20 protein-coding genes are annotated in these 18,561 nt (G+C 71.3%); 11 read left to right on the top strand and 9 right to left on the bottom strand.

Annotated elements, in window-relative coordinates; genetic code table 11:
- The first annotated feature begins 46 nt into the window (after positions 1-46).
- The 4 genes from CXQ97_RS07090 to CXQ97_RS07075 all read left to right on the top strand — a co-directional run bounded on the left by CXQ97_RS07090 (position 47) and on the right by CXQ97_RS07075 (position 4,266).
- Positions 47-961, top strand: coding sequence for an aldose 1-epimerase family protein (locus CXQ97_RS07090; protein WP_104180137.1), 915 nt, complete (start codon positions 47-49; stop codon positions 959-961).
- Between the two features lie 178 nt (positions 962-1,139).
- Positions 1,140-2,342 (top strand): AI-2E family transporter, encoded by a 1,203-nt coding sequence (locus tag CXQ97_RS07085; protein WP_104180333.1) that lies wholly within the window; start codon positions 1,140-1,142, stop codon positions 2,340-2,342.
- Between the two features lie 95 nt (positions 2,343-2,437).
- On the top strand, positions 2,438-3,667 hold the full coding sequence (gene ilvA / locus CXQ97_RS07080; RefSeq protein WP_104180136.1) for a threonine ammonia-lyase: 1,230 nt from the start codon (positions 2,438-2,440) through the stop codon (positions 3,665-3,667).
- Between the two features lie 2 nt (positions 3,668-3,669).
- Positions 3,670-4,266 carry a rhomboid family intramembrane serine protease gene (locus tag CXQ97_RS07075; protein ID WP_104180135.1) on the top strand — a complete coding sequence of 199 codons (597 nt, stop codon included), beginning with the start codon at positions 3,670-3,672 and terminating at the stop codon, positions 4,264-4,266.
- A 16-nt stretch (positions 4,267-4,282) separates the two neighbouring features.
- Here the strand turns inward: CXQ97_RS07075 and greA are convergent, their stop codons facing one another.
- On the bottom strand, positions 4,283-4,774 hold the full coding sequence (gene greA, locus CXQ97_RS07070; protein WP_104180134.1) for a transcription elongation factor GreA: 492 nt from the start codon (positions 4,772-4,774) through the stop codon (positions 4,283-4,285).
- 203 nt (positions 4,775-4,977) lie between these two features.
- Positions 4,978-5,409, bottom strand: a complete 432-nt coding sequence (locus tag CXQ97_RS07065; protein WP_258062391.1) for a DUF4307 domain-containing protein — start codon at positions 5,407-5,409, stop codon at positions 4,978-4,980.
- Positions 5,410-5,489: 80 nt separating this feature from the next.
- Between CXQ97_RS07065 and mca the strand changes: the two genes are divergently transcribed.
- Both mca and CXQ97_RS07055 read left to right on the top strand, forming a co-directional pair.
- Positions 5,490-6,425, top strand: coding sequence for a mycothiol conjugate amidase Mca (mca, locus tag CXQ97_RS07060; RefSeq protein WP_104180133.1), 936 nt, complete (start codon positions 5,490-5,492; stop codon positions 6,423-6,425).
- 83 nt (positions 6,426-6,508) lie between these two features.
- Complete coding sequence (locus tag CXQ97_RS07055) at positions 6,509-6,853, top strand: hypothetical protein (RefSeq protein WP_104180132.1); 345 nt, start codon at positions 6,509-6,511, stop codon at positions 6,851-6,853.
- A 71-nt stretch (positions 6,854-6,924) separates the two neighbouring features.
- On the opposite strand, the gene CXQ97_RS07050 is transcribed toward CXQ97_RS07055, so the two are convergent.
- Positions 6,925-7,566, bottom strand: coding sequence for a hemolysin III family protein (locus tag CXQ97_RS07050; RefSeq protein WP_258062423.1), 642 nt, complete (start codon positions 7,564-7,566; stop codon positions 6,925-6,927).
- Positions 7,567-7,886: 320 nt separating this feature from the next.
- On the opposite strand from CXQ97_RS07050, the gene CXQ97_RS07045 reads away from it, so the two are divergent.
- Positions 7,887-8,648: an isoprenyl transferase gene (locus CXQ97_RS07045; protein ID WP_104180130.1), complete on the top strand. Its 762-nt coding sequence runs from the start codon at positions 7,887-7,889 to the stop codon at positions 8,646-8,648.
- A gap of 222 nt (positions 8,649-8,870) precedes the next feature.
- On the top strand, positions 8,871-10,199 hold the full coding sequence (locus CXQ97_RS07040; RefSeq protein WP_258062390.1) for a PhoH family protein: 1,329 nt from the start codon (positions 8,871-8,873) through the stop codon (positions 10,197-10,199).
- 33 nt (positions 10,200-10,232) lie between these two features.
- Here CXQ97_RS07040 and CXQ97_RS07035 read toward each other — a convergent pair whose 3' ends face one another.
- Complete coding sequence (locus CXQ97_RS07035) at positions 10,233-10,997, bottom strand: hypothetical protein (protein WP_104180129.1); 765 nt, start codon at positions 10,995-10,997, stop codon at positions 10,233-10,235.
- Positions 10,998-11,055: 58 nt separating this feature from the next.
- Here CXQ97_RS07035 and CXQ97_RS07030 point away from each other — a divergent pair, with 58 nt between their 5' ends.
- Together CXQ97_RS07030 and CXQ97_RS07025 are read left to right on the top strand one after the other, a co-directional pair.
- Positions 11,056-11,562, top strand: coding sequence for a prepilin peptidase (locus CXQ97_RS07030; protein ID WP_104180128.1), 507 nt, complete (start codon positions 11,056-11,058; stop codon positions 11,560-11,562).
- 5 nt (positions 11,563-11,567) lie between these two features.
- On the top strand, positions 11,568-12,038 hold the full coding sequence (locus tag CXQ97_RS07025; protein ID WP_104180127.1) for an NUDIX domain-containing protein: 471 nt from the start codon (positions 11,568-11,570) through the stop codon (positions 12,036-12,038).
- A 61-nt stretch (positions 12,039-12,099) separates the two neighbouring features.
- Here the strand turns inward: CXQ97_RS07025 and CXQ97_RS07020 are convergent, their stop codons facing one another.
- The 5 genes from CXQ97_RS07020 to CXQ97_RS07000 all read right to left on the bottom strand — a co-directional run bounded on the left by CXQ97_RS07020 (position 12,100) and on the right by CXQ97_RS07000 (position 17,331).
- Positions 12,100-13,785, bottom strand: a complete 1,686-nt coding sequence (locus CXQ97_RS07020; RefSeq protein WP_104180126.1) for an MDR family MFS transporter — start codon at positions 13,783-13,785, stop codon at positions 12,100-12,102.
- A complete protein-coding gene (locus CXQ97_RS07015) occupies positions 13,782-14,462 on the bottom strand; it encodes a TetR/AcrR family transcriptional regulator (RefSeq protein WP_104180125.1) in 681 nt (226 codons plus the stop codon). The genes CXQ97_RS07020 and CXQ97_RS07015 overlap by 4 nt, the downstream gene beginning before the upstream one ends.
- Before the next feature lie 100 nt (positions 14,463-14,562).
- Positions 14,563-15,987, bottom strand: coding sequence for a class II fumarate hydratase (locus tag CXQ97_RS07010; protein WP_104180124.1), 1,425 nt, complete (start codon positions 15,985-15,987; stop codon positions 14,563-14,565).
- 25 nt (positions 15,988-16,012) lie between these two features.
- Positions 16,013-16,624, bottom strand: a complete 612-nt coding sequence (locus CXQ97_RS07005; protein WP_104180331.1) for a carbonic anhydrase — start codon at positions 16,622-16,624, stop codon at positions 16,013-16,015.
- Positions 16,625-16,662: 38 nt separating this feature from the next.
- Positions 16,663-17,331 carry a DUF4245 domain-containing protein gene (locus CXQ97_RS07000; RefSeq protein ID WP_258062388.1) on the bottom strand — a complete coding sequence of 223 codons (669 nt, stop codon included), beginning with the start codon at positions 17,329-17,331 and terminating at the stop codon, positions 16,663-16,665.
- Positions 17,332-17,484: 153 nt separating this feature from the next.
- On the opposite strand from CXQ97_RS07000, the gene glpX reads away from it, so the two are divergent.
- Positions 17,485-18,537 (top strand): class II fructose-bisphosphatase, encoded by a 1,053-nt coding sequence (gene glpX / locus CXQ97_RS06995; RefSeq protein WP_104180123.1) that lies wholly within the window; start codon positions 17,485-17,487, stop codon positions 18,535-18,537.
- Positions 18,538-18,561 lie beyond the last annotated feature (24 nt).

Here is an 18,561-nt window from a genome sequence, read left to right as displayed (position 1 = left end):
GTAGGCCCACGGGCGGCAGGTTCCCGGGCGGCGGTAGCATCGCAGCATGACTTCGGAGACCCGACCGGCAAGCGGCACCAACTACACGCTGAGGGCCGGCCCGGCGACCGTCGTCGTGGCGAGCCTCGCGGCCGCGCTCAGGTCCTACGAGTACGGCGGCGTCGCGTTGACCGAGACCTGGGGCGATGCCGACATCCCCGCGGGCGGTGGCGGCATCCTGCTCGCGCCCTGGCCCAACCGGGTGGCCGACGGCCGCTGGACGCTGCACGGCAAGGAGCAGCGCCTCGACATCACGGAGCCGTCGAAGGGCAACGCGATCCACGGGCTCCTCCGGAACACCGGCTACCGGGCCGTGGAGGTCGGGGAATCCCGCGTGGTCCTCGACGCAGAGATCTTCCCGCAGCACGGGTATCCCTTCCACCTGGTGCACCGGGCGACGTACGAGCTCACGGAGGAGCAGCTCACGGTGACCCAGGAGCTCTCGAACCTCTCGGCGGATCCCGCGCCCTTCGCCCTCGGCGCGCACCCCTACCTGAAGATCTCCGACGTCCCCACCGAGGAGCTGACCCTGACCCTCCTGGCGGAGGAGGTGTTCGAGGCCGACGACCGGTCGATCCCGACCGGCCGGGCCGCCGTCTCGGGGCAGCACGACCTGCGGAACGGCCGGCGGATCGGCGACATCCGGTTCGACTCCGCCTTCACGGGGCTCGCCCTCGTGGACGGCCGCCACGAGCATGTGCTCTCCGCGCCGGACGGCCGCCGGGTGACGCTCTGGGCCGACGCGGCCTTCGCCTACGCCCACGTGTACATCAGCACGATCTATCCCGGGGTCGGCAAGGCCGTGGCGATCGAGCCGATGACGGCTCCCGCCGATGCCCTCAACTCGGGGGAGGGCCTGCAGTGGCTGACGCCGGGTGCTTCCTTCTCGGCGAGGTGGGGCATCCTGCCCCGTCTCGGATAGCGGGCGCCCGGGCCTTCTATGGAAAGATTGGCCCATGCAGCGTCTCCCCGGAGCGAAACCTCAGCGCGCCATCCAGCGCGTCGTGAGCCGCGGCGCCGCCGCCCTGCCGGAACCGCTGCCCCCGCACCCCGGCGACCGGCGCCCGCCGGTCGGCACCGGCGGGCACGGGGACGACGCCATGGAGGACCGCTCGGACGTCCCCCTCGCCCTGAGGATCGCCGCCTCCTGGTCCTGGCGGCTGGGGCTCGTCCTCGCCATCAGCGGTGTGCTGATCTACCTGCTGAGCCGCGTCTCCCTCCTCGTCATCCCGCTCATGATCGCCGGCCTGGTGGCCGCGCTGCTCATGCCGCTCAAGAAGGCCCTGCGGCGGCGGAGGGTCCCCAACGGGCTCGCCGTCACGATCACGCTCCTGGGCTTCTTCGGCGTCATCACGGGTGCACTGCTCCTCGTCGGCCGTCAGCTCGCACTCGGGGCGACCAGCCTCGGCGGTGAGGCGCAGGACGGCGTGCAGAAGGTGCTCGACTGGCTGTCGCAGGGTCCCCTGCAGCTCACCACGTCGCAGATCGACCAGTACCTCCGGGACATCGGCAACGCGGTGCAGAGCAACAGCGCCTCGATCCTCAGCGGGGCGCTCTCCTTCGGCACGACGGCCGGCCACGTGGCCGCCGGCACCCTCCTCACGGTGTTCGCCCTGATCTTCTTCCTGCTCGACGGCGGCCGCATCTGGCGCTTCCTCGTGGGCCTCACGCCGCGGAGGGCGCGCGCGGCGGTCGACGGCGCGGGACGGCGCGGCTGGATGTCGATGGCCAGCTACGTCCGGGTGCAGATGCTCGTCGCCGCCGTCGACGCCGTCGGGATCGGCGTCGGGGCGGCCATCATCGGTGTCCCGCTCGCCCTGCCGCTGGGCGTGCTCGTGTTCCTCGGATCCTTCATCCCCATCGTGGGGGCCCTCGCCACGGGCTCCGTGGCCGTCCTGCTGGCGCTCGTCGCCAACGGATGGGTCAACGCCCTCGTGATGCTCGCGATCGTCCTCGTGGTCCAGCAGGTGGAGGGGCACATCCTCCAGCCGCTCATCATGGGACCGGCCGTCGCCCTCCACCCCCTCGCCGTCGTCCTCGCGGTCGCGGGCGGGACACTGCTCGCCGGGATCCCCGGCGCCCTCTTCTCGGTCCCGCTCCTCGCGGTCCTCAACACCTCCGTGCGCTACATCGCGCAACGGGCGTGGGAATACGATCCGGTCGTGGCGCAGGAGGGCTGGCCCGGGGGACGGGCCATTAGCGGGCCGGCGATCGCGGAGCAGGACTCCGCGTCGTCGGCCAGCACCCCGGGACCTCCCGCCGCAGCGTCGGCGCCAGCCCTCCACAGAGAGACCTCCCAGTGACCGAGCAGACCGTCGTGAACCCCTCTACCCCGAGCCCAAGCGCGCCCCCGAGCCCGACCGCGGTACCCGACTTCCCGGACGGCGCCGCCCTCCCCGTGACCCTCGCCGACATCGAGGCCGCCCACCGGACCCTCGAGGGCGTGATCGCCCGCACGCCGATCGAGCAGTCGCGGGCCCTCGGCCGCCTCACCGGCTCGCCCGTGTCCTTCAAGTGCGAGAACCTGCAGCGCGCCGGGTCCTTCAAGGTCCGAGGCGCCTACAACCGCATGGCGAAGCTCAGCGAGGCCGAGCGTGCCCGCGGCGTGGTCGCGGCGTCCGCCGGGAACCACGCGCAGGGCGTCGCCGTCGCCGCGGCCCGCCTCGGCATCGCCGCCCGCATCTACATGCCGCTGGGCGTGGCCCTGCCGAAGCTCGCGGCGACCCGCGGCCACGGTGCCGAGGTGGTGCTCCACGGCCACAACGTGGACGAGGCGCTCGCCGAGGCCCGGAAGTACGCCGACGAGACCGGCGCCGTGTTCGTCCACCCGTTCGACAACGTGGACGTGGTCGCGGGCCAGGGCACGCTCGGCCTCGAGATCCTCGAGCAGGTGCCCGACGTCGACACGATCCTCATGGGCGTGGGTGGCGGCGGCCTCCTCGCCGGCGTGGCCGTCGCGGTCAAGGCGCGCGCGAAGGAACTCGGGCGCACCATCCGGATCATCGGGGTCCAGGCGGAGAACGCCGCCGCCTACCCGCCGTCCCTGGCCGCCGACGCCCTCGTGCCCCTGACGAAGGTCTCCACCATCGCGGACGGCATCGCCGTCGGACGCCCCGGCCAGCTGCCGTTCTCGATCATCCGTGAACTCGTCGACGACGTCGTGACGGTCAGCGAGGATTCCCTCGCACGCGCGCTCATCTTCCTCCTGGAACGCTCGAAGATGGTGGTGGAACCGGCCGGCGCCGTGGGCGTCGCGGCCCTGCTCGACGGGAAACTGACGGAGAACGGGGCGCAGCCCGGCAACACCGTCGTCGTGCTCTCGGGCGGCAACATCGACCCGATGCTCATGCTGAAGGTCATCCAGCGCGGACTCGCCGCGGCCGGCCGCTTCCTCGTGGTGCGCATGCTCCTCGACGACCGGCCCGGCTCGCTGGCCACCATCTCGCGGATCATCGCCGAGTCCGACGCCAACGTGACGGGCGTCGACCACACGCGCGTGGGCGGGTCCATCAGCATGGGCGACGTCGCGATCACCATCAACATGGAGACCAAGGGCGACGAGCACTGCGAGCAGGTCCTCAGCAACCTGCGCGCCGAGGGCTTCCAGCCGGTCGTCATCAGGGGCTGACCATGCCATCCGTGACGCCGCTCGCGCGCAGGGCCCAGGCGGGCCTCGTCGCCGTGGGCGGCCTCGTGGCCGCGATGTGGGCGGTGTTCGTGCTGAACCTGCTCCTCGGGGACCTCCTCGTGCGCACCCTGGGGATCGCGCCCCGCCGCCTCGACGGGCTCGACGGCGTGCTGTTCGCGCCGCTCCTGCACGGGGGCGTCGAGCACCTAGCCGGCAACAGCCTGCCCCTGCTCGTCCTGGGCTTTCTCGCGTTCCTCGAGGGCGCCCGGCGCTTCGCGGTGGCCGTCGGCACCAGCTGGCTCGCATCCGGCCTGGGGACCTGGCTCTTCGGCGGCGGGCTCACGATCGGCGCCTCCGGGGTGGTGTTCGGCCTCTTCGCCTACCTGATCACCCGCGGGTTCTACAACCGCGACTGGAAGCAGATCCTCCTCGCCGCCGTCCTGTTCGCCGTCTACGGGTCCCTCCTATGGGGCATCCTGCCGCGGCTCGGTTCCGGCATCTCCTGGCAGGCCCACCTCTTCGGGGCGCTCGGCGGCGTCCTGGCCGCCCACCTGCTCAAACGGAAGCGGCCCGCCCCCGGAGGGACGGACCGCGTCTAGCCGGGCGGGGACGCCGTCAGCTCACGTACGGGGTGGCCGAGAGGATCTCGACGGTGATCTGCTTGCCGTTGGGGGCGGAATAGGTGACGACGTCGCCCGCCTTCTTGCCCTGGATCGCGGCACCGAGGGGGGACTTCTCGCTGTACACGTCGACGTTCGCGTCACCGGCCACCTCGCGGCTGCCGAGCAGGAAGTTCTCGACGTCGCCGGCGATCTTCGCCGACACCATCTTGCCCGGCTCGACGACGCCGTCGTCCGGTGCGGCCTCGCCGACGTGCGCGTTCTCGAGGAGGTGGGTGAGCTGCCGGATCCGGGCCTCGGCCTTCCCCTGCTCCTCCTTCGCGGCGTGGTAGCCGCCGTTCTCCTTGAGGTCGCCCTCGGAACGGGCCTGCTCGATGCGGGCGACGATCTCCGTGCGGCCGGGACCGGAGAGGTGTTCGAGCTCGGTCTTGAGTCGATCGTAGGACTCCTGCGTGAGCCAGGCGACAGGGGCGCTGTTAGTGGACACGGGACTACTCCTTCGGTACGGCCGCCACCGCGGACGGAGGGGCTTGTGGGCGAGCGGACGAGGGCTGAGACACCACCGGCGGCAAGCAAACACCCCGCCTCGTGGGACCGGGAGACCGGTACGCCGGTGAAGCGGGGCGCTGTGTATCCCCCCAGTCTAGAGGGGCCGGGGCCAGAACCCAAGAGAGCCTCCCGGGGAGGCGGTCAGTCCCCGGCGATCCAGCACGCGTTGACGCCGCCGGAGACGCCGGGCGAGTCGGTGCGGACCTCCGTGCGGTGCGCCGTCGTCGAACCCTCGTTCACGCCGTCCTCGGCGTTGTTCGGCCCGATGGTGACGACCGTCCAGCCGACCACCGCATAGTTCTCGCTGAGCACCTGCACGGCGCACTGCGCCGTGACCGAGCGGTCCTTCGTCACCTCGAAGTCCACGCTCGCGCGCCCGTCCGACATGAGGGAGAAACCGACGTCCTTCGACGAGACGTCAGGGCTACCGGAGGTCAGGGCCACGGCGGCGACGGCCGCCACGGCGGCGAGGAGCACCGCGATGACCAGCATCCGCAGACGGCCCATCCGCTTCCCGGGCTTTGGGGTCCCGTAGCGATTGGCTACTCTTGAGGGCGTATGGGCGGAGCTCACCGTCCCATTTTACCGTCAGCTTTCCCCGTCCGCGCCGCCGGCCCCTCGTGGCCGCCGTCCCGCAGAGCCAGGAGCACGTGTTGCCAAGCCAGGATCTTCCCCGCGCGTCCAGTGCGGGCTTCCGCCTCCTCGCGGTCCACGCCCACCCGGACGACGAATCGAGCAAGGGCGCGGCCACGATGGCCGGCTATGTCGCAGCGGGTGCCGAGGTCCTGGTCGCGACCTGCACCGGCGGGGAGCGCGGCGACGTCCTCAACGCGGCGATGGCCGGCGATGCCCACGCCCGACGGGACCTGGCGGGCCTCCGCCGGGTCGAGATGGCCCGCGCCGTCGCCGAGCTCGGCGTGCAGCAGCGGTGGCTCGGCTTCACCGACTCCGGGCTGCCCGAGGGCGACCCGCTCCCTGACCTGCCCTTCGGCTGCTTCGCGCTCCAGCCCCTCGAGCGGGCGGCGGCGCCCCTCGTGAAGCTCGTGCGCGAGTTCCGCCCCCACGTGATCGTCAGCTACGACGAGAACGGGGGCTACCCGCACCCGGACCACATCATGGCGCACCGTGTCGCGGTCGAGGCGTTCGAGGCGGCGGCCGATCCGGAGCGGTACCCGGGCACGGGTGAGGCCTGGAGCGCCTCCAAGCTGTACTACGACCGCGCGTTCAACCCGGAGCGCTTCCGTGCCCTCCACGACGCCCTCGAGGAGGCCGGCCTGCCGTCGCCCTACGCGGAGCGCATCGCGCAGTGGTTCGAGGCGGACGCGGAGGGCCACCAGCCCCCCGCTCCCGCGCATGCCACCACCACACAGATCCGCTGCGGCGACTTCTTCGGTCACCGCGAGCGGGCGTTGCTGGCGCACCGTACCCAGGTGGACCCGGAGGGCTTCTTCTTCGCCGTGTCGGTGGAACTGCAGCAGCAGGTGTGGCCGTGGGAGGACTACTCCCTCATCACCTCACGCGTGGACACCCGCACCGATCCGTCGGTGCCCGAGGACGACTTCTTCGCCGGGATCTCGCCCGGCGCCTAGGTCCGCCGGACATTTCTATCCCGCGTAGAATTGTGGGTGGCGGGCAACCGTGATCCGCCGCGAGCTTCGAAAGTGGTGCCTGCGTGTTCCTTGACCTCAGCCTGGCTGCGACAGTGACGCCGTCGGGCGACCCGACGCTCAAACCGGGCCTCGACCCCTCGTCGGTCACACCGGGGACGCTGGGCTTCCTGGCGACCCTCTTCGTGGTGGTGGTGGTCATCTTCCTGATCCGCGACATGGTCAAGCGCATCCGGCGCGTCCGGTACACCGCCGAGGTGGAGCAGGCACGCGCCCAGGGTGCGGCCGACGGGATCCCGCCGGCAGGAGCGGACGACGCCGGGCAGCGCCCGCTGCCGGGCAGGGGCGGCAGGGCCGATGACGGCGGGCGTCCCCTGCCGGGCGGGAAGCACGGCCCGGACAACCGCTGAGCGCGGACCCGGACCTCCTGCAGGACGCCGGATCCCCTCCGGGTGCGGGACGCCGGGCCGGGCGCGGGACGCTAGGTCCGGACGGGGTGCAGGACGGCGAGCATGATCGCGACGAAGTGCGCCGCGAAGGCCGCCACGGTGAAGGCGTGGAAGAGTTCGTGGAAGCCGAACACGCGCGGCGAGAAGTTGGGCTTCTTGATCCCGTAGAACACGGCGCCGGCGATGTACAGCACGCCGCCCACGCAGATCAGCGTCGCGGCGGGCACGCTGGCCGCGAAGAAGTCCGGCATGTAGAACACGGAGCCGAGGCCCAGCGCCACGTAGATCGGCACGTACAGCCAGCGCGGCGCATCGACCCAGAGGTTCCGGAAGAGGACGCCGGCGACCGCGCCGCCCCAGATGATCCACAGCAGGGTCTCCGCCTTCCCCCGGTCCAGGAGGGCCCAGGCGAGCGGCGTGTAGGACCCCGCGATCACGAGCATGATGTTGGTGTGGTCCAGGCGCTTGAGCACGACCTTCACGCCCAGGCTCCAGTCGCCCCTGTGGTACACCGCGCTCACGCCGAAGAGCAGCACGCCGGTGAAGGCGTAGATGGCCGACGCGACGCGGAGCCCCGTGGTCGGTGCCAGGGCCACGAGGACGATGCCCGCGGCGACGGCCAGCGGCGTGGCCACGGCGTGGATCCACCCCCGCCAGAGCGGCTTGGCCGCCATCGCATCCGCGAGCGGTCCGGCCACCGAGGACACGGCGTCCTGGAACGTGCTGTCGCGGCTGCCGGCGGGATCCGTAGGGCCCGGAAGGGGAGCCGGATAGCGCGGGGTCATGCCGGAATTCTAGCCGACGCTCCTGGACGCCACCTGTCGCGACGACGGGTCCGAGGACCGTCCCGACGTGCATCGGGGCCTTTGCCCGGCGACAGCCGGTACGGTAGGAATACGGTAGGACAAGGTATCCGGGGCGCAGGCGTCCCGGGTCGAGAGTGCCTCCGGCCCGGGCCGGAGCGGAAACCAGGGGAGGGCAGCCGGGCGTGAGCTTGAAGTTCCCCGGAGTCGGCTACAGCTTCTACGAGCGCAGGCTGCAGCGGAACCTCGCGCCCGAGCGCATCCCGCACCATATCGGCGTCATGGTCGACGGGAACCGGCGGTGGGCCAAGCTCGCGGGCGCACCCACGAGCCACGGGCACCAGGCGGGCGCTGACAAGATCCACGAGTTCCTCGGGTGGTGCGAGGAACTCGGCGTCGACGTCGTCACGCTCTACATGTTGTCCACGGACAACATGGGCCGGCCCCAGGAGGAGATCGACCAGCTCCTCGACATCATCGCCAACACCCTGGACCGCCTCGGGGAGAGCAACCGCGTGAGGGTCCAGCCCGTCGGCGCCCTCGACCTCCTGCCCGACGACCTGGGCGAGAAGCTCAAGGACTTGGCGGCGTCCACCGAGAAGATCGACGGCCTCCACGTCAACGTGGCGGTGGGGTACGGGGGGCGGCGGGAGATCGTGGACGCCGTCAAGGAGCTGATGCGGGACGCGGCAGGGCGGGGGATGTCCCTCGAGACACTCGCCGAGGAGCTGACCGACCAGCACATCTCCTCCTTTCTCTACACGCGCGGGCAGCAGGACCCGGACCTCGTCATCCGCACCTCCGGGGAGCAGCGGCTGTCCGGTTTCCTCATGTGGCAGAGCGCCTATAGCGAGTTCTACTTCTGCGAGGCGCTCTGGCCCGATTTCCGCCGCGTCGACTTCCTCCGCGCGCTCCGCGACTACGGTCGCAGGCAGCGCCGCTTCGGGTCCTGACTGTTCACCCGCCCTTCATGCACGACACGACGGGGAGGCCTGCACTCCGCGGACCGACGGCGTAGGGTCTACCCATCGACGGACGCCGGATCCGCCGACGGAAGGCCGCTGATGACGCCGATGGTGCCAGGCACCTCGTACGAGTCGGGGAGGCCGCCCGGCCTCTCGGCCGGAACGCCCCCCTACGAACTCGGGGTGCACCCACCCCGGAGCGGAGTTCACGTGGCTACAACCAGCACCTCCCACCAGGACGCCGCCGACGGGCGACGCAGCTACGTCATCGACACGTCGGTGCTCCTGTCCGATCCCCGCGCCATCCTGCGGTTCGCGGAGCACGAAGTGATCCTCCCCATCGTCGTCATCACCGAACTCGAGGGGAAGCGGCACGACCCGGAACTCGGCTACTTCGCACGGAAGGCCCTGCGGCTGCTGGACGACCTCAGGGTGGAGAACGGCGGGCTCGACACCGACGTCCCGCTCGGGGACGAGGGCGGGACGCTCCGCGTGGAACTGAACCACGTGTCACCCGAGGTGCTGCCCGTCGGCTTCCGCAGCGGCGACAACGACTCCCGGGTCCTCGCCGTCGCGAAGAACCTCGCGGTCGGCGGGCGCGACGTCACCGTGGTCTCCAAGGACCTGCCGATGCGCGTGAAAGCCTCGGCCATGGGCCTGCAGGCCGACGAGTACCGCAACGAGTTCGTGAAGGACTCGGGCTGGACGGGCGTGGCCGAGCTCGACGCCACGGTCGAGGAGGTCAACGCACTGTACGACCACGAGGCGATCCTGACGAGCGGCGCCGCGGAGCAGCCCGTGAACACGGGTGTCATCCTCCTCTCGCCGCGCGGATCCGCCCTCGGGCGGGTCGGCGCCGACAAGCACATCCGGCTGGTCCGCGGTGACCGCGACGTCTTCGGCCTGCACGGCAGGTCGGCGGAGCAGCGCCTGGCGATCGACCTGCTGATGGATCCCGAGGTGGGGATCGTCTCCCTCGGCGGGCGCGCGGGCACGGGCAAGTCCGCCCTGGCCCTGTGCGCGGGCCTCGAGGCGGTCCTGGAGCGCCGCGAGCACCGCAAGGTCGTCGTCTTCCGCCCCCTCTACGCGGTGGGCGGCCAGGAGCTCGGCTACCTGCCCGGGAGCGAGAACGACAAGATGAACCCGTGGGCGCAGGCCGTCTTCGACACCCTCGGCGCGCTCGTCTCGCCCGAGGTCGTCGAGGAGGTCCTGGACCGCGGCATGCTCGAGGTGCTGCCCCTCACCCACATCCGGGGCCGCAGCCTGCACGACTCCTTCGTGATCGTCGACGAGGCGCAGTCCCTGGAGAAGAACGTGCTGCTGACGGTCATGAGCCGGATCGGCCAGAACTCGAAGATCGTCCTCACCCACGACGTCGCCCAGCGCGACAACCTCCGGGTGGGCCGGCACGACGGCATCGCGGCCGTCGTCGAGATCCTCAAGGGCCATCCGCTCTTCGGTCACGTCACGCTGACCCGCTCGGAGCGCTCGCCCATCGCAGCGCTCGTGACCGAACTGCTGGAGGAGGCGGACGTCTAGGCCGGCCGGCGCGCGGGCCGCCCGGCCCGCGCGCTAGCCGACGATCCAGGGGACGTGCCGGCTGACGTCGCTCAGCTCCGGGGGAGCCGCGCGGAAGTAGTCGTCGGTCAGGTACTCGTCGACGCCGAGGATGGCGAGGTCGTGGCCGGCGCCCTGCGCGGGCCCGTCGAGGGCGGTCGTGGACACGCAGACCGCGGTACCGACGTCGAGGAGGACGCGGCTCCGGCCCCCGACGAGCGGGCGGCCCGGGGCGGCGGGTTCGTAGGAGGCGTTCGGGGTGACGGTGGCGGCCAGGACGGCGCGGCCCGCGAACGTCTCCTCCGCGAGGTCCTCGACCTCCACGCGGTTCGCCCCGGGGTAGACCATGGCCACCGGCGCGTTGCCGGCCAGTTCCACCGGGTCCAGCATGGAGGACCACCGGGGATCACCGAACACCGCCTCGCCGTAGGCGGCCTCGGGCCGGCGACGCACGAGCCCCGCGCCGTCGTACACGGGGGTGACGAGGCGGGGGGCGACGAGCCAGGACTTGCGGGTGGCGCTCACGTAGAGCGCATCGCGCGACTGCTCGTTGCCCGTCGTCGAGTGCAGCAGCGTGCCGTCCGCGGCTTCGACCCGGAGCGCTGCCGGCCTGCGGAGCCAGGCCCTGAGCGGCGGGGCCGTATCGAGGCCCTGCGCGGCGGGCGTCCGCCAGGCGATGGTGAACCTGAGTGTCTCCCAGCGCCAGGGGGAGGAGCGGCAGAGCGAGCGGAACGTCTCCTCCGGCGTGGACGCGGAACTGGTGCTGCGCTGGCCCGACATTTCCACAGTGTAACCGGCGCTCCGCAGGGCGGTCAGGGCCCTCGCGTAGCGTGGGGGCGTGACCGCCGTGTTCGCCGACTACCTGGCGCAGGAGCCCCTCGCGTCCGCCCTGCTCGCGGCCGCGCTGCTCGGCTTCGCGCTGGTCGGCGGGCGGCTGAGCGTCCTCGACTGGCGTACGCACCGCCTCCCGGACCGGATCGTCCTGCCGGCCTACCCGGCGGCCGCCCTCCTGCTCGGGCTCGCGGCCGGGATCGCCGGCGAGTGGTACCGGATCCTCGGGATGCTCGTCGGGGCGGCCGTCCTCTGGCTCGGCTTCGGGGCCCTGCACCTGCTGTCCCGGCGGGGGTTGGGTCTCGGCGACGTGAAGCTCGCGGGGCTCCTGGGCCTCTACCTGGGCTTCGCGGGCGGGACCGCGCTGTGGTGGGGACCGTTCTTCGCCGTCGTGCTCGGTGGTCTCTGGAGCCTGGCGCTCGTCCTGGCGGGCCGGGCGACGCCCGCCTCGTCGGTGGCGTTCGGGCCGTTCCTCGTCCTCGGAGCCGCGCTGGCGCTCGCTGTACTAGCCTGAGGAGCGTGCCCACCCCCGAATTCGTCGTCGACCTGCGCCGCAAGATCGGCCATGACCCGCTCTGGCTGCCCGGCGTCGGTGGCGTCGTCCTCGACGGCGACGGGCGCGTCCTGCTCGGACAGCGCGCCGACAGCGGCCGCTGGGCGATCATCACCGGCATGGTCGATCCGGGTGAGCAGCCCGCCGTCGCGCTGCGCCGTGAGGTCGAGGAGGAGACCGGCGTCGTCGTCGAGGTCGAGTACCTGCTCGCCACCGGGGTCGACGGTCCGATCACCTTCCCCAACGGTGACGTGTGCACCTTCCTCACGCTCGACTTCAGGTGCCGGTGGGTCAGCGGGACGGCCCGGGTCAACGACGACGAGTCCCTCGACGTCCGCTGGTTCCCGCTGGATGCGCTCCCGGACCTTCGACCGCGGCACCTCGCCCTCGTACGGCAGGCCGTCGGGTTCGACGGCGTGACCCGCTTCGCCTGCTGACGCCGCCGGCCCGGCAGTCCGTGGACTGCCGGGCCGGCGGGTCCCGCGCCGAGGCGTCCCGTCAGGATCCGGAGTACTCCGAGGGCCCGGTCCGCGCACCGGCGGGTTCCCCGTCGGGCGTCGCGCCAGGAGCCGTCCCGGCGGATGACGCAGCGGCCCGCTCGCGCTCCAGCCGGAGCGCCTCCTCGCCGCCGATCGCCTCGCCGCGCGCCACCATGCCCGAGGTCTCGGACAGCGGGATCTCCCGCAGCAGGAGCGCGAGCACGAGCGCTATCGCGAGGAACGGCACGAGATAGAGGAACACCGGGGCCAGGGACTCGGCGTAGTCGCTCACGACGGCGTCCCGCACCTGGTCCGGGAGTGCGTTCAGGGCGGCGGGATCGAGCGTCGACGTCGCCTGCCCTGCGGCCTCGGGGCTCGCGCCGGAGGCCGTGAAGGTCTCCCGCAGCCGCTCGGAGAGCCTGCTCGTGAAGATCGCGCCGAAGACGGCGACGCCGAGCGACGCGCCCACCTCGCGGAAGTAGTTGTTGGTGCTCGTCGCGACGCCGATCATGGTCGGGGCCACCGAGTTCTGCACCACGAGGACGATGACCTGCATGATGAGGCCGAGCCCGGCACCGAAGAAGAACAGCATGGTGCAGATGGTCCAGATCGGCGTGCTCGCGGTGAGCGTGGACATCCAGAGCAGCGTGGCGAGCGTCAGCGACGTGCCGATGATCGGGTACTTGCGGTAGCGGCTTGTGCGGGAGATCGCGATACCCGAGTAGATGGACGTGCCCATCAGGCCCACGATCATGGGGACGAGCAGCAGGCCGGACACGGCGGCCGAGGTGCCGGAGGCCATCTGCAGGAACGTCGGCATGAAGGCGAGTGCGGCGAACATGCCGAGCCCCAGCGTGAGGCCGATGCCGGTGCTCGTGACGAAGGTGCGGTTGCGGAAGAGTCCGAGCGGGATGATGGGATCCTCGGCGCTGCGTTCCACCAGGACGAAGGCGACGACGGCGAGGACCATGCCGGCTCCGAAGCCCCAGGTGAGCGGGGAGGTCCAGCCCTCCTCGGCGTCACCGCCGAAGTCCGTGAAGAAGATGAGGCACGTCGTGGCGACGGACAGCAGGACGACGCCCGGGATGTCGATGCGCCGGGTGGCCTTCCTGGACGGCAGGCGCAGGGTGAACCAGGCGATGGCGAACGCCGCGATGCCGACGGGGATGTTGATGTAGAAGGCCCAGTTCCAGGTCAGGTGGTCCACGAAGTACCCGCCGAGGAGAGGACCCGCGACGGCGCTGATGCCGAAGATGCCGCCGAGCGGGCCCATGTACTTGCCGCGCTCGTTGGCGGGGACGATGTCGGCGATGATCGCCTGCGACAGGATCATCAGGCCGCCGCCACCGAGGCCCTGGACGGCCCGGAACACCACGAAGACCCAGAAGTCGGTGGCGAACGCACAGCCGATGGACGCGACGGTGAACAGCGCGATGGCGAAGAGGAACAGGTTGCGCCGCCCGAGGACGTCGCCGAACTTGCCGTAGATCGGCATCACGATCGTGGTGGCGAGGAGATACGAGGTCGTGATCCAGGTCTGGTGCTCGACGCCGCCGAGCTGCCCCACGATGGTGGGCATGGCCGTCGAGACGATGGTCTGGTCGAGGCTGGAGAGCAGCATCCCGGCGATGAGCGCCGAGAAGATGATCCAGATGCGTCTCTGCGTGAGGAGGAGCGGGCCGTCCGGCGCCGTGGTTGTGCTCATGAGGGGTCCTGGTTCGGTGCGGGGAGGCCGGAAGCGGCCTCGGGCGGCGGGGAGGGGAAGAGGTAGCGCAGAGCGTCGATGTTCCGGCGGATGACGTCGGGGTAGGACAGGTCGTTGCCGTCGGCGAAGAACTCGTCGAGCGACCGGCGGGCGAGGCCGCCCAGCACGAACGTGGCCACGCGGGGCGTGGGGTGGTCCGCGGGGAGGCCCTCCCGGGCGACGATGAGGTCGGTCAGCAGCTGGGACCTCGACTCGGCCCGGGCGAACAGCCGGGCGATGAGCTGCGGTTCCCGGTGCAGGAGGGCGGACATCATCTCGTACTCCTCGCGGGAGATGGCCATCCTGGCCCCGAACTCGGCGAGGAGGTCGGTGAGGGCGTCGAGGAGGGGCTTCGGCGGCACGGTCCGCCCCGACGCGACGAACCCGTCGAGGAGCTCGTCCGGCAGCCCCTCGTCGGAGGATCCGAGGACGGCGTCCTCCTTGGAGGGGAAGTAGTTGAAGAACGTGCGGCGGGAGATGCCGATCTCGTCGCAGAGCTGTTCGACGGTGAAGCCGCCGAGGCCGTGCTCGAGCGTGCGGCGGCGCGCGGCCGCCACGAGGGACGAGCGGGTCTGGCGGCGTTTGCGTTCCCGCAGCCCCAGGTCCTCATTTTTTGCACTATTCTGCACGAAGTACATATTTGCACTATGACGTACCGAGTGCAACTTCCCGCGGAGGCGGGAAAAGGGCGTACCCGGTACGGGTACGCCCCTCCCGGGACCGCGGGTGACGCGCGGGTCAGGCCTGCGGGGGCCGCGTCATCGAGAGCACGTCGAGCGCCGAGTCCAGCTGCTCCTCGGTGAGTTCCCCCCGCTCGACGAAGCCGAGGGCGAGGACGGCCTCGCGGACCGTGAGTCCCTCGGCGACGGCCTTCTTGGCGATCTTCGCGGCGTTCTCGTAACCGATGTACTTGTTGAGCGGCGTCACGATCGAGGGGGAGGCCTCGGCGAGGAATCGGGCACGCTCGACATTGGCGGTGATGCCGTCGACCATGCGGTCGGCGGAGACCCGCGTCGAATTGCTCAGCAGGCGGATCGACTCGAGCACGTTGCGGGCGATCACGGGGATGCCGACGTTGAGCTCGAACGCGCCGTTGGTGCCGGACCACGCGACGGTGGCGTCGTTGCCGACCACCTGGGCGCAGACCATGAGCACCGCTTCGGCGATCACGGGGTTGACCTTGCCCGGCATGATCGACGAGCCGGGCTGCAGGTCGGGGAGGAAGATCTCGCCGAGGCCCGTGTTGGGGCCGGACCCGAGCCAGCGCAGGTCGTTGTGGATCTTGGTGAGCGACACGGCGATCGTGCGCAGCATCCCCGACACCTCGACGAGCGCGTCGCGGTTCGCCTGGGCCTCGAAGTGGTCGCGCGCCTCCGTGAGGGGGAGCCCCGTGTCCTCGGCGAGGAGCTCGATGACCCGGGCCGAGAAGCCCGCCGGCGTGTTGATGCCGGTGCCGACGGCGGTGCCGCCGAGGGGCACCTCGGCCACGCGCGGGAGCGAGGCCTCGATGCGCTCGATCCCGTAACGGACCTGGGCGGCGTACCCGCCGAACTCCTGGCCGAGGGTGACCGGGGTGGCGTCCATGAGGTGCGTGCGGCCGGACTTCACGACGGTGCTGAACTCCGCGGCCTTGCGCTCCAGCGCCTCGGCGAGATGCGCCAGCGCGGGGATGAGGTCCTTCACGAGGGCGGAGGTCGCCGCGACGTGGACCGAGGTCGGGAAGACGTCGTTGGAGGACTGCGAGGCGTTGACGTGGTCGTTCGGGTGCACCGAGGTGGCGCTGCCCGCCGCTTCCAGCGCACGGCTGGCGAGGGTCGCGATGACCTCGTTGGCGTTCATGTTCGAGGACGTCCCCGAACCGGTCTGGTAGATGTCCACGGGGAAGTCGCCGTCGTACCTGCCCGACGCGACGTCCTCGGCGGCGGCCTCGATGGCCCGGGCGCGCTCCTCGTCGAGCACGCCGAGCTCGGCGTTGGCCGTGGCCGCGGCCTTCTTGATGCGGGCCAGTGCCTCGATGTGCGCGCGCTCGAGGGTGGTGCCGGAGATCGGGAAGTTCTCCACGGCGCGCTGCGTCTGTGCGCGGTACAGGGCGTCGACGGGGACGCGCACCTCGCCCATGGTGTCGTGTTCGATGCGGTACTCAGGGCTGGCTGCAGGCGTCATGCGGCAATTCTCGCGGGTCGCGCTCCTAGGCGCCAAATCCTGACACGAGCACGGCCCGCCCCTCGTCGAGGCGGTAGGAGACGCCGATGACGGCCGTGTCCCCGCCCACGACGGCGTCCGCGATCACGCGGGAACTGTCCACCAGCCGCTGGGCCGTCTGCCTCGTGTGCTCGACGACGGTCTCGTTGACGTCCGTGACGCCGGAGCGCCGCGCCGTGAGGACCGACGGCATGATCCGCTCCACGAGATCCCGGATGAACCCCGCCGGCATGTCGCCGGTCTCGATCGCGTTCATGGTGGCCGTGACGGCGCCGCAGCTGTCATGGCCGAGGACCACGATCAGGGGCACGCCGAGCACGCTGACGCTGTACTCGAGGGAGCCGAGGACGGCGTCGTCGATGACCTGCCCGGCCGTGCGGACCACGAAGACGTCACCGAGGCCGAGGTCGAAGATGATCTCGGCGGCGAGGCGCGAGTCCGAGCAGCCGAAGATCACGGCGAACGGGTTCTGGTTGTCCACGAGCGCCGCGCGGCGCGAGGCGTCCTGGTTGGGGTGCGAGGAGTCGGCGGCGACGAAGCGGGCGTTGCCCTCCTGCAGCCGGAGCCACGCGTCGGCCGGGGTCAGTTGCTGGTTCACGCCGTCCACTGTACTGTCCGCCGTCGACCGCCCCGCACTCAGGGAGCGTCCGTGTCCGAAGATGACAGGCGCTCGGCCTCCTCCGCCGCGTTCCGCCGCACGTCCTCGATCACGGCGGCCCCCAGGGTGTCGAACTCGGTGAGCGCCGCCTCCCCGTTGAGGATCACGGTGGCCCCGTCGACGTCGGACCTCAGCACGGTGTCCCCGTCCGGCGCGTCGAGCAGTTCCCACTCGAGCCCGCCGATGGTCCGCGTCCCCGAGACCTGCGCGTCGCCGATGCGCTGGGCCGCCCAGGTGGGGTTGGCGTCGTCGGACTGGGTGAGCTGGATGAAGCCGGTGTCCGAGGTCAGGTACCCGACCTCCCAGAAGTCCACGCTGTCGCTGCGGCCGGTCACCCAGCGCGCGTAGTTCGAGGACCAGCCCTCGGGGAGCTCCGGCGAGGCGGGGAGGTAGCCGGCGTCGCCGGCGGCCTGGCGGGCGACGGTCGCGACGTCGATGTCGCGCCGGTAGGTCTCGGCCGTGTACGTGGGATTCAGGAAATAGACGGGGAGCACGACGGCGATGGTCGCGCCGGTGGCGATCAGCATGCCGCGCGCCGTCGCACTGGCGCGCTTCGCCTGGTTCGGGGTGAGCGTGACGGGGGGCGCGTCGTCGTCGAAGTCCGCCTCGGTGCCGGGGGTGGTCCGCTCATCGCCTTGATCGTTCACTCTCCCATTTTCGCTGATGCCGGTCCCGCCACCTAACCGGCGGGCTCCGGGCGGGTGCGCCCGCCGGCAGCGTTCCGGGCTCGGGGGCCGCGGCACGCCTATGATGGCAGCACGGCAGCACCAGGCCCGCGTGGGGCCTGGCCACCTTCGACGATGAGGATCGACGTGTCCCAGAACGCCACGAACGCCCAGTACTCCACCCTTTCACCGGCGCTCGCCGTCGGGGACGACGAACCGGACCGCAACCTCGCCCTCGAACTCGTCCGCGTCACCGAGGCCGCGGCGATCGCGGGCGGCCACTGGGTCGGGTTCGGTGACAAGAACCTCGCCGACGGCGCGGCGGTCGACGCCATGCGCTCGCTCCTGCAGACCGTCCACTTCAACGGTGTGGTGGTGATCGGTGAGGGCGAGAAGGACGAGGCGCCCATGCTGTTCAACGGGGAGCACGTGGGGGACGGCAGCGGACCCGAGTGCGACGTCGCCGTCGACCCGATCGACGGGACCCGCCTGACGGCCCTCGGCATCAACAACGCGCTCGCGGTGCTCGCCGTCGCCGAGCGGGGCTCGATGTTCGACCCGTCCGCCGTCTTCTACATGGAGAAGCTCGTGACCGGGCCGGAGGCCGCCGACATGGTGGACCTGCGCCTGCCCGTCAAGCAGAACCTGCACCTCATCGCGAAGGCGAACGGCAAGAAGGTCAGCCAGCTCAACGTCATGATCCTCGACCGCGACCGGCACAAGCCCCTCGTGGAGGAGATCCGCGCGGCCGGCGCGCGCACCAAGTTCATCATGGACGGCGACGTCGCCGGCGCGATCGCCGCGGCGCGCGAGGGCACCGACGTCGACGCCCTCATGGGCATCGGCGGCACCCCGGAGGGCATCGTCGCGGCCTGCGCCATCAAGTCCCTGGGCGGCGTGATCCAGGGCAGGCTCTGGCCCACGAGCGACGACGAGAAGCAGAAGGCCCTCGATGCCGGGCACGACCTGGACCGCGTGCTGTCGACCAACGACCTCGTGACGAGCGACAACTGCTACTTCGCCGCGACCGGGATCACCGACGGCGACCTGCTGCGCGGGGTGCGCTACAGCAAGGACAAGGTACTCACCCAGTCGATGGTCATGCGCTCGAAGTCGGGCACCATCCGCGTGGTCGACGGCGAGCACCAGGCCCACAAGTGGGAGACGTACGCCCGCGTCAAGGACTAGGCCGTCCGCGCCCCGGGCCGTGCG

Source organism: Arthrobacter sp. B0490 (genome assembly GCF_002929355.1).
GTDB lineage: Bacteria > Actinomycetota > Actinomycetes > Actinomycetales > Micrococcaceae > Arthrobacter_D.
The sequence above is the reverse complement of the archived record's forward strand: the minus strand, read 5'-3'. Positions and strand labels throughout refer to the sequence as shown.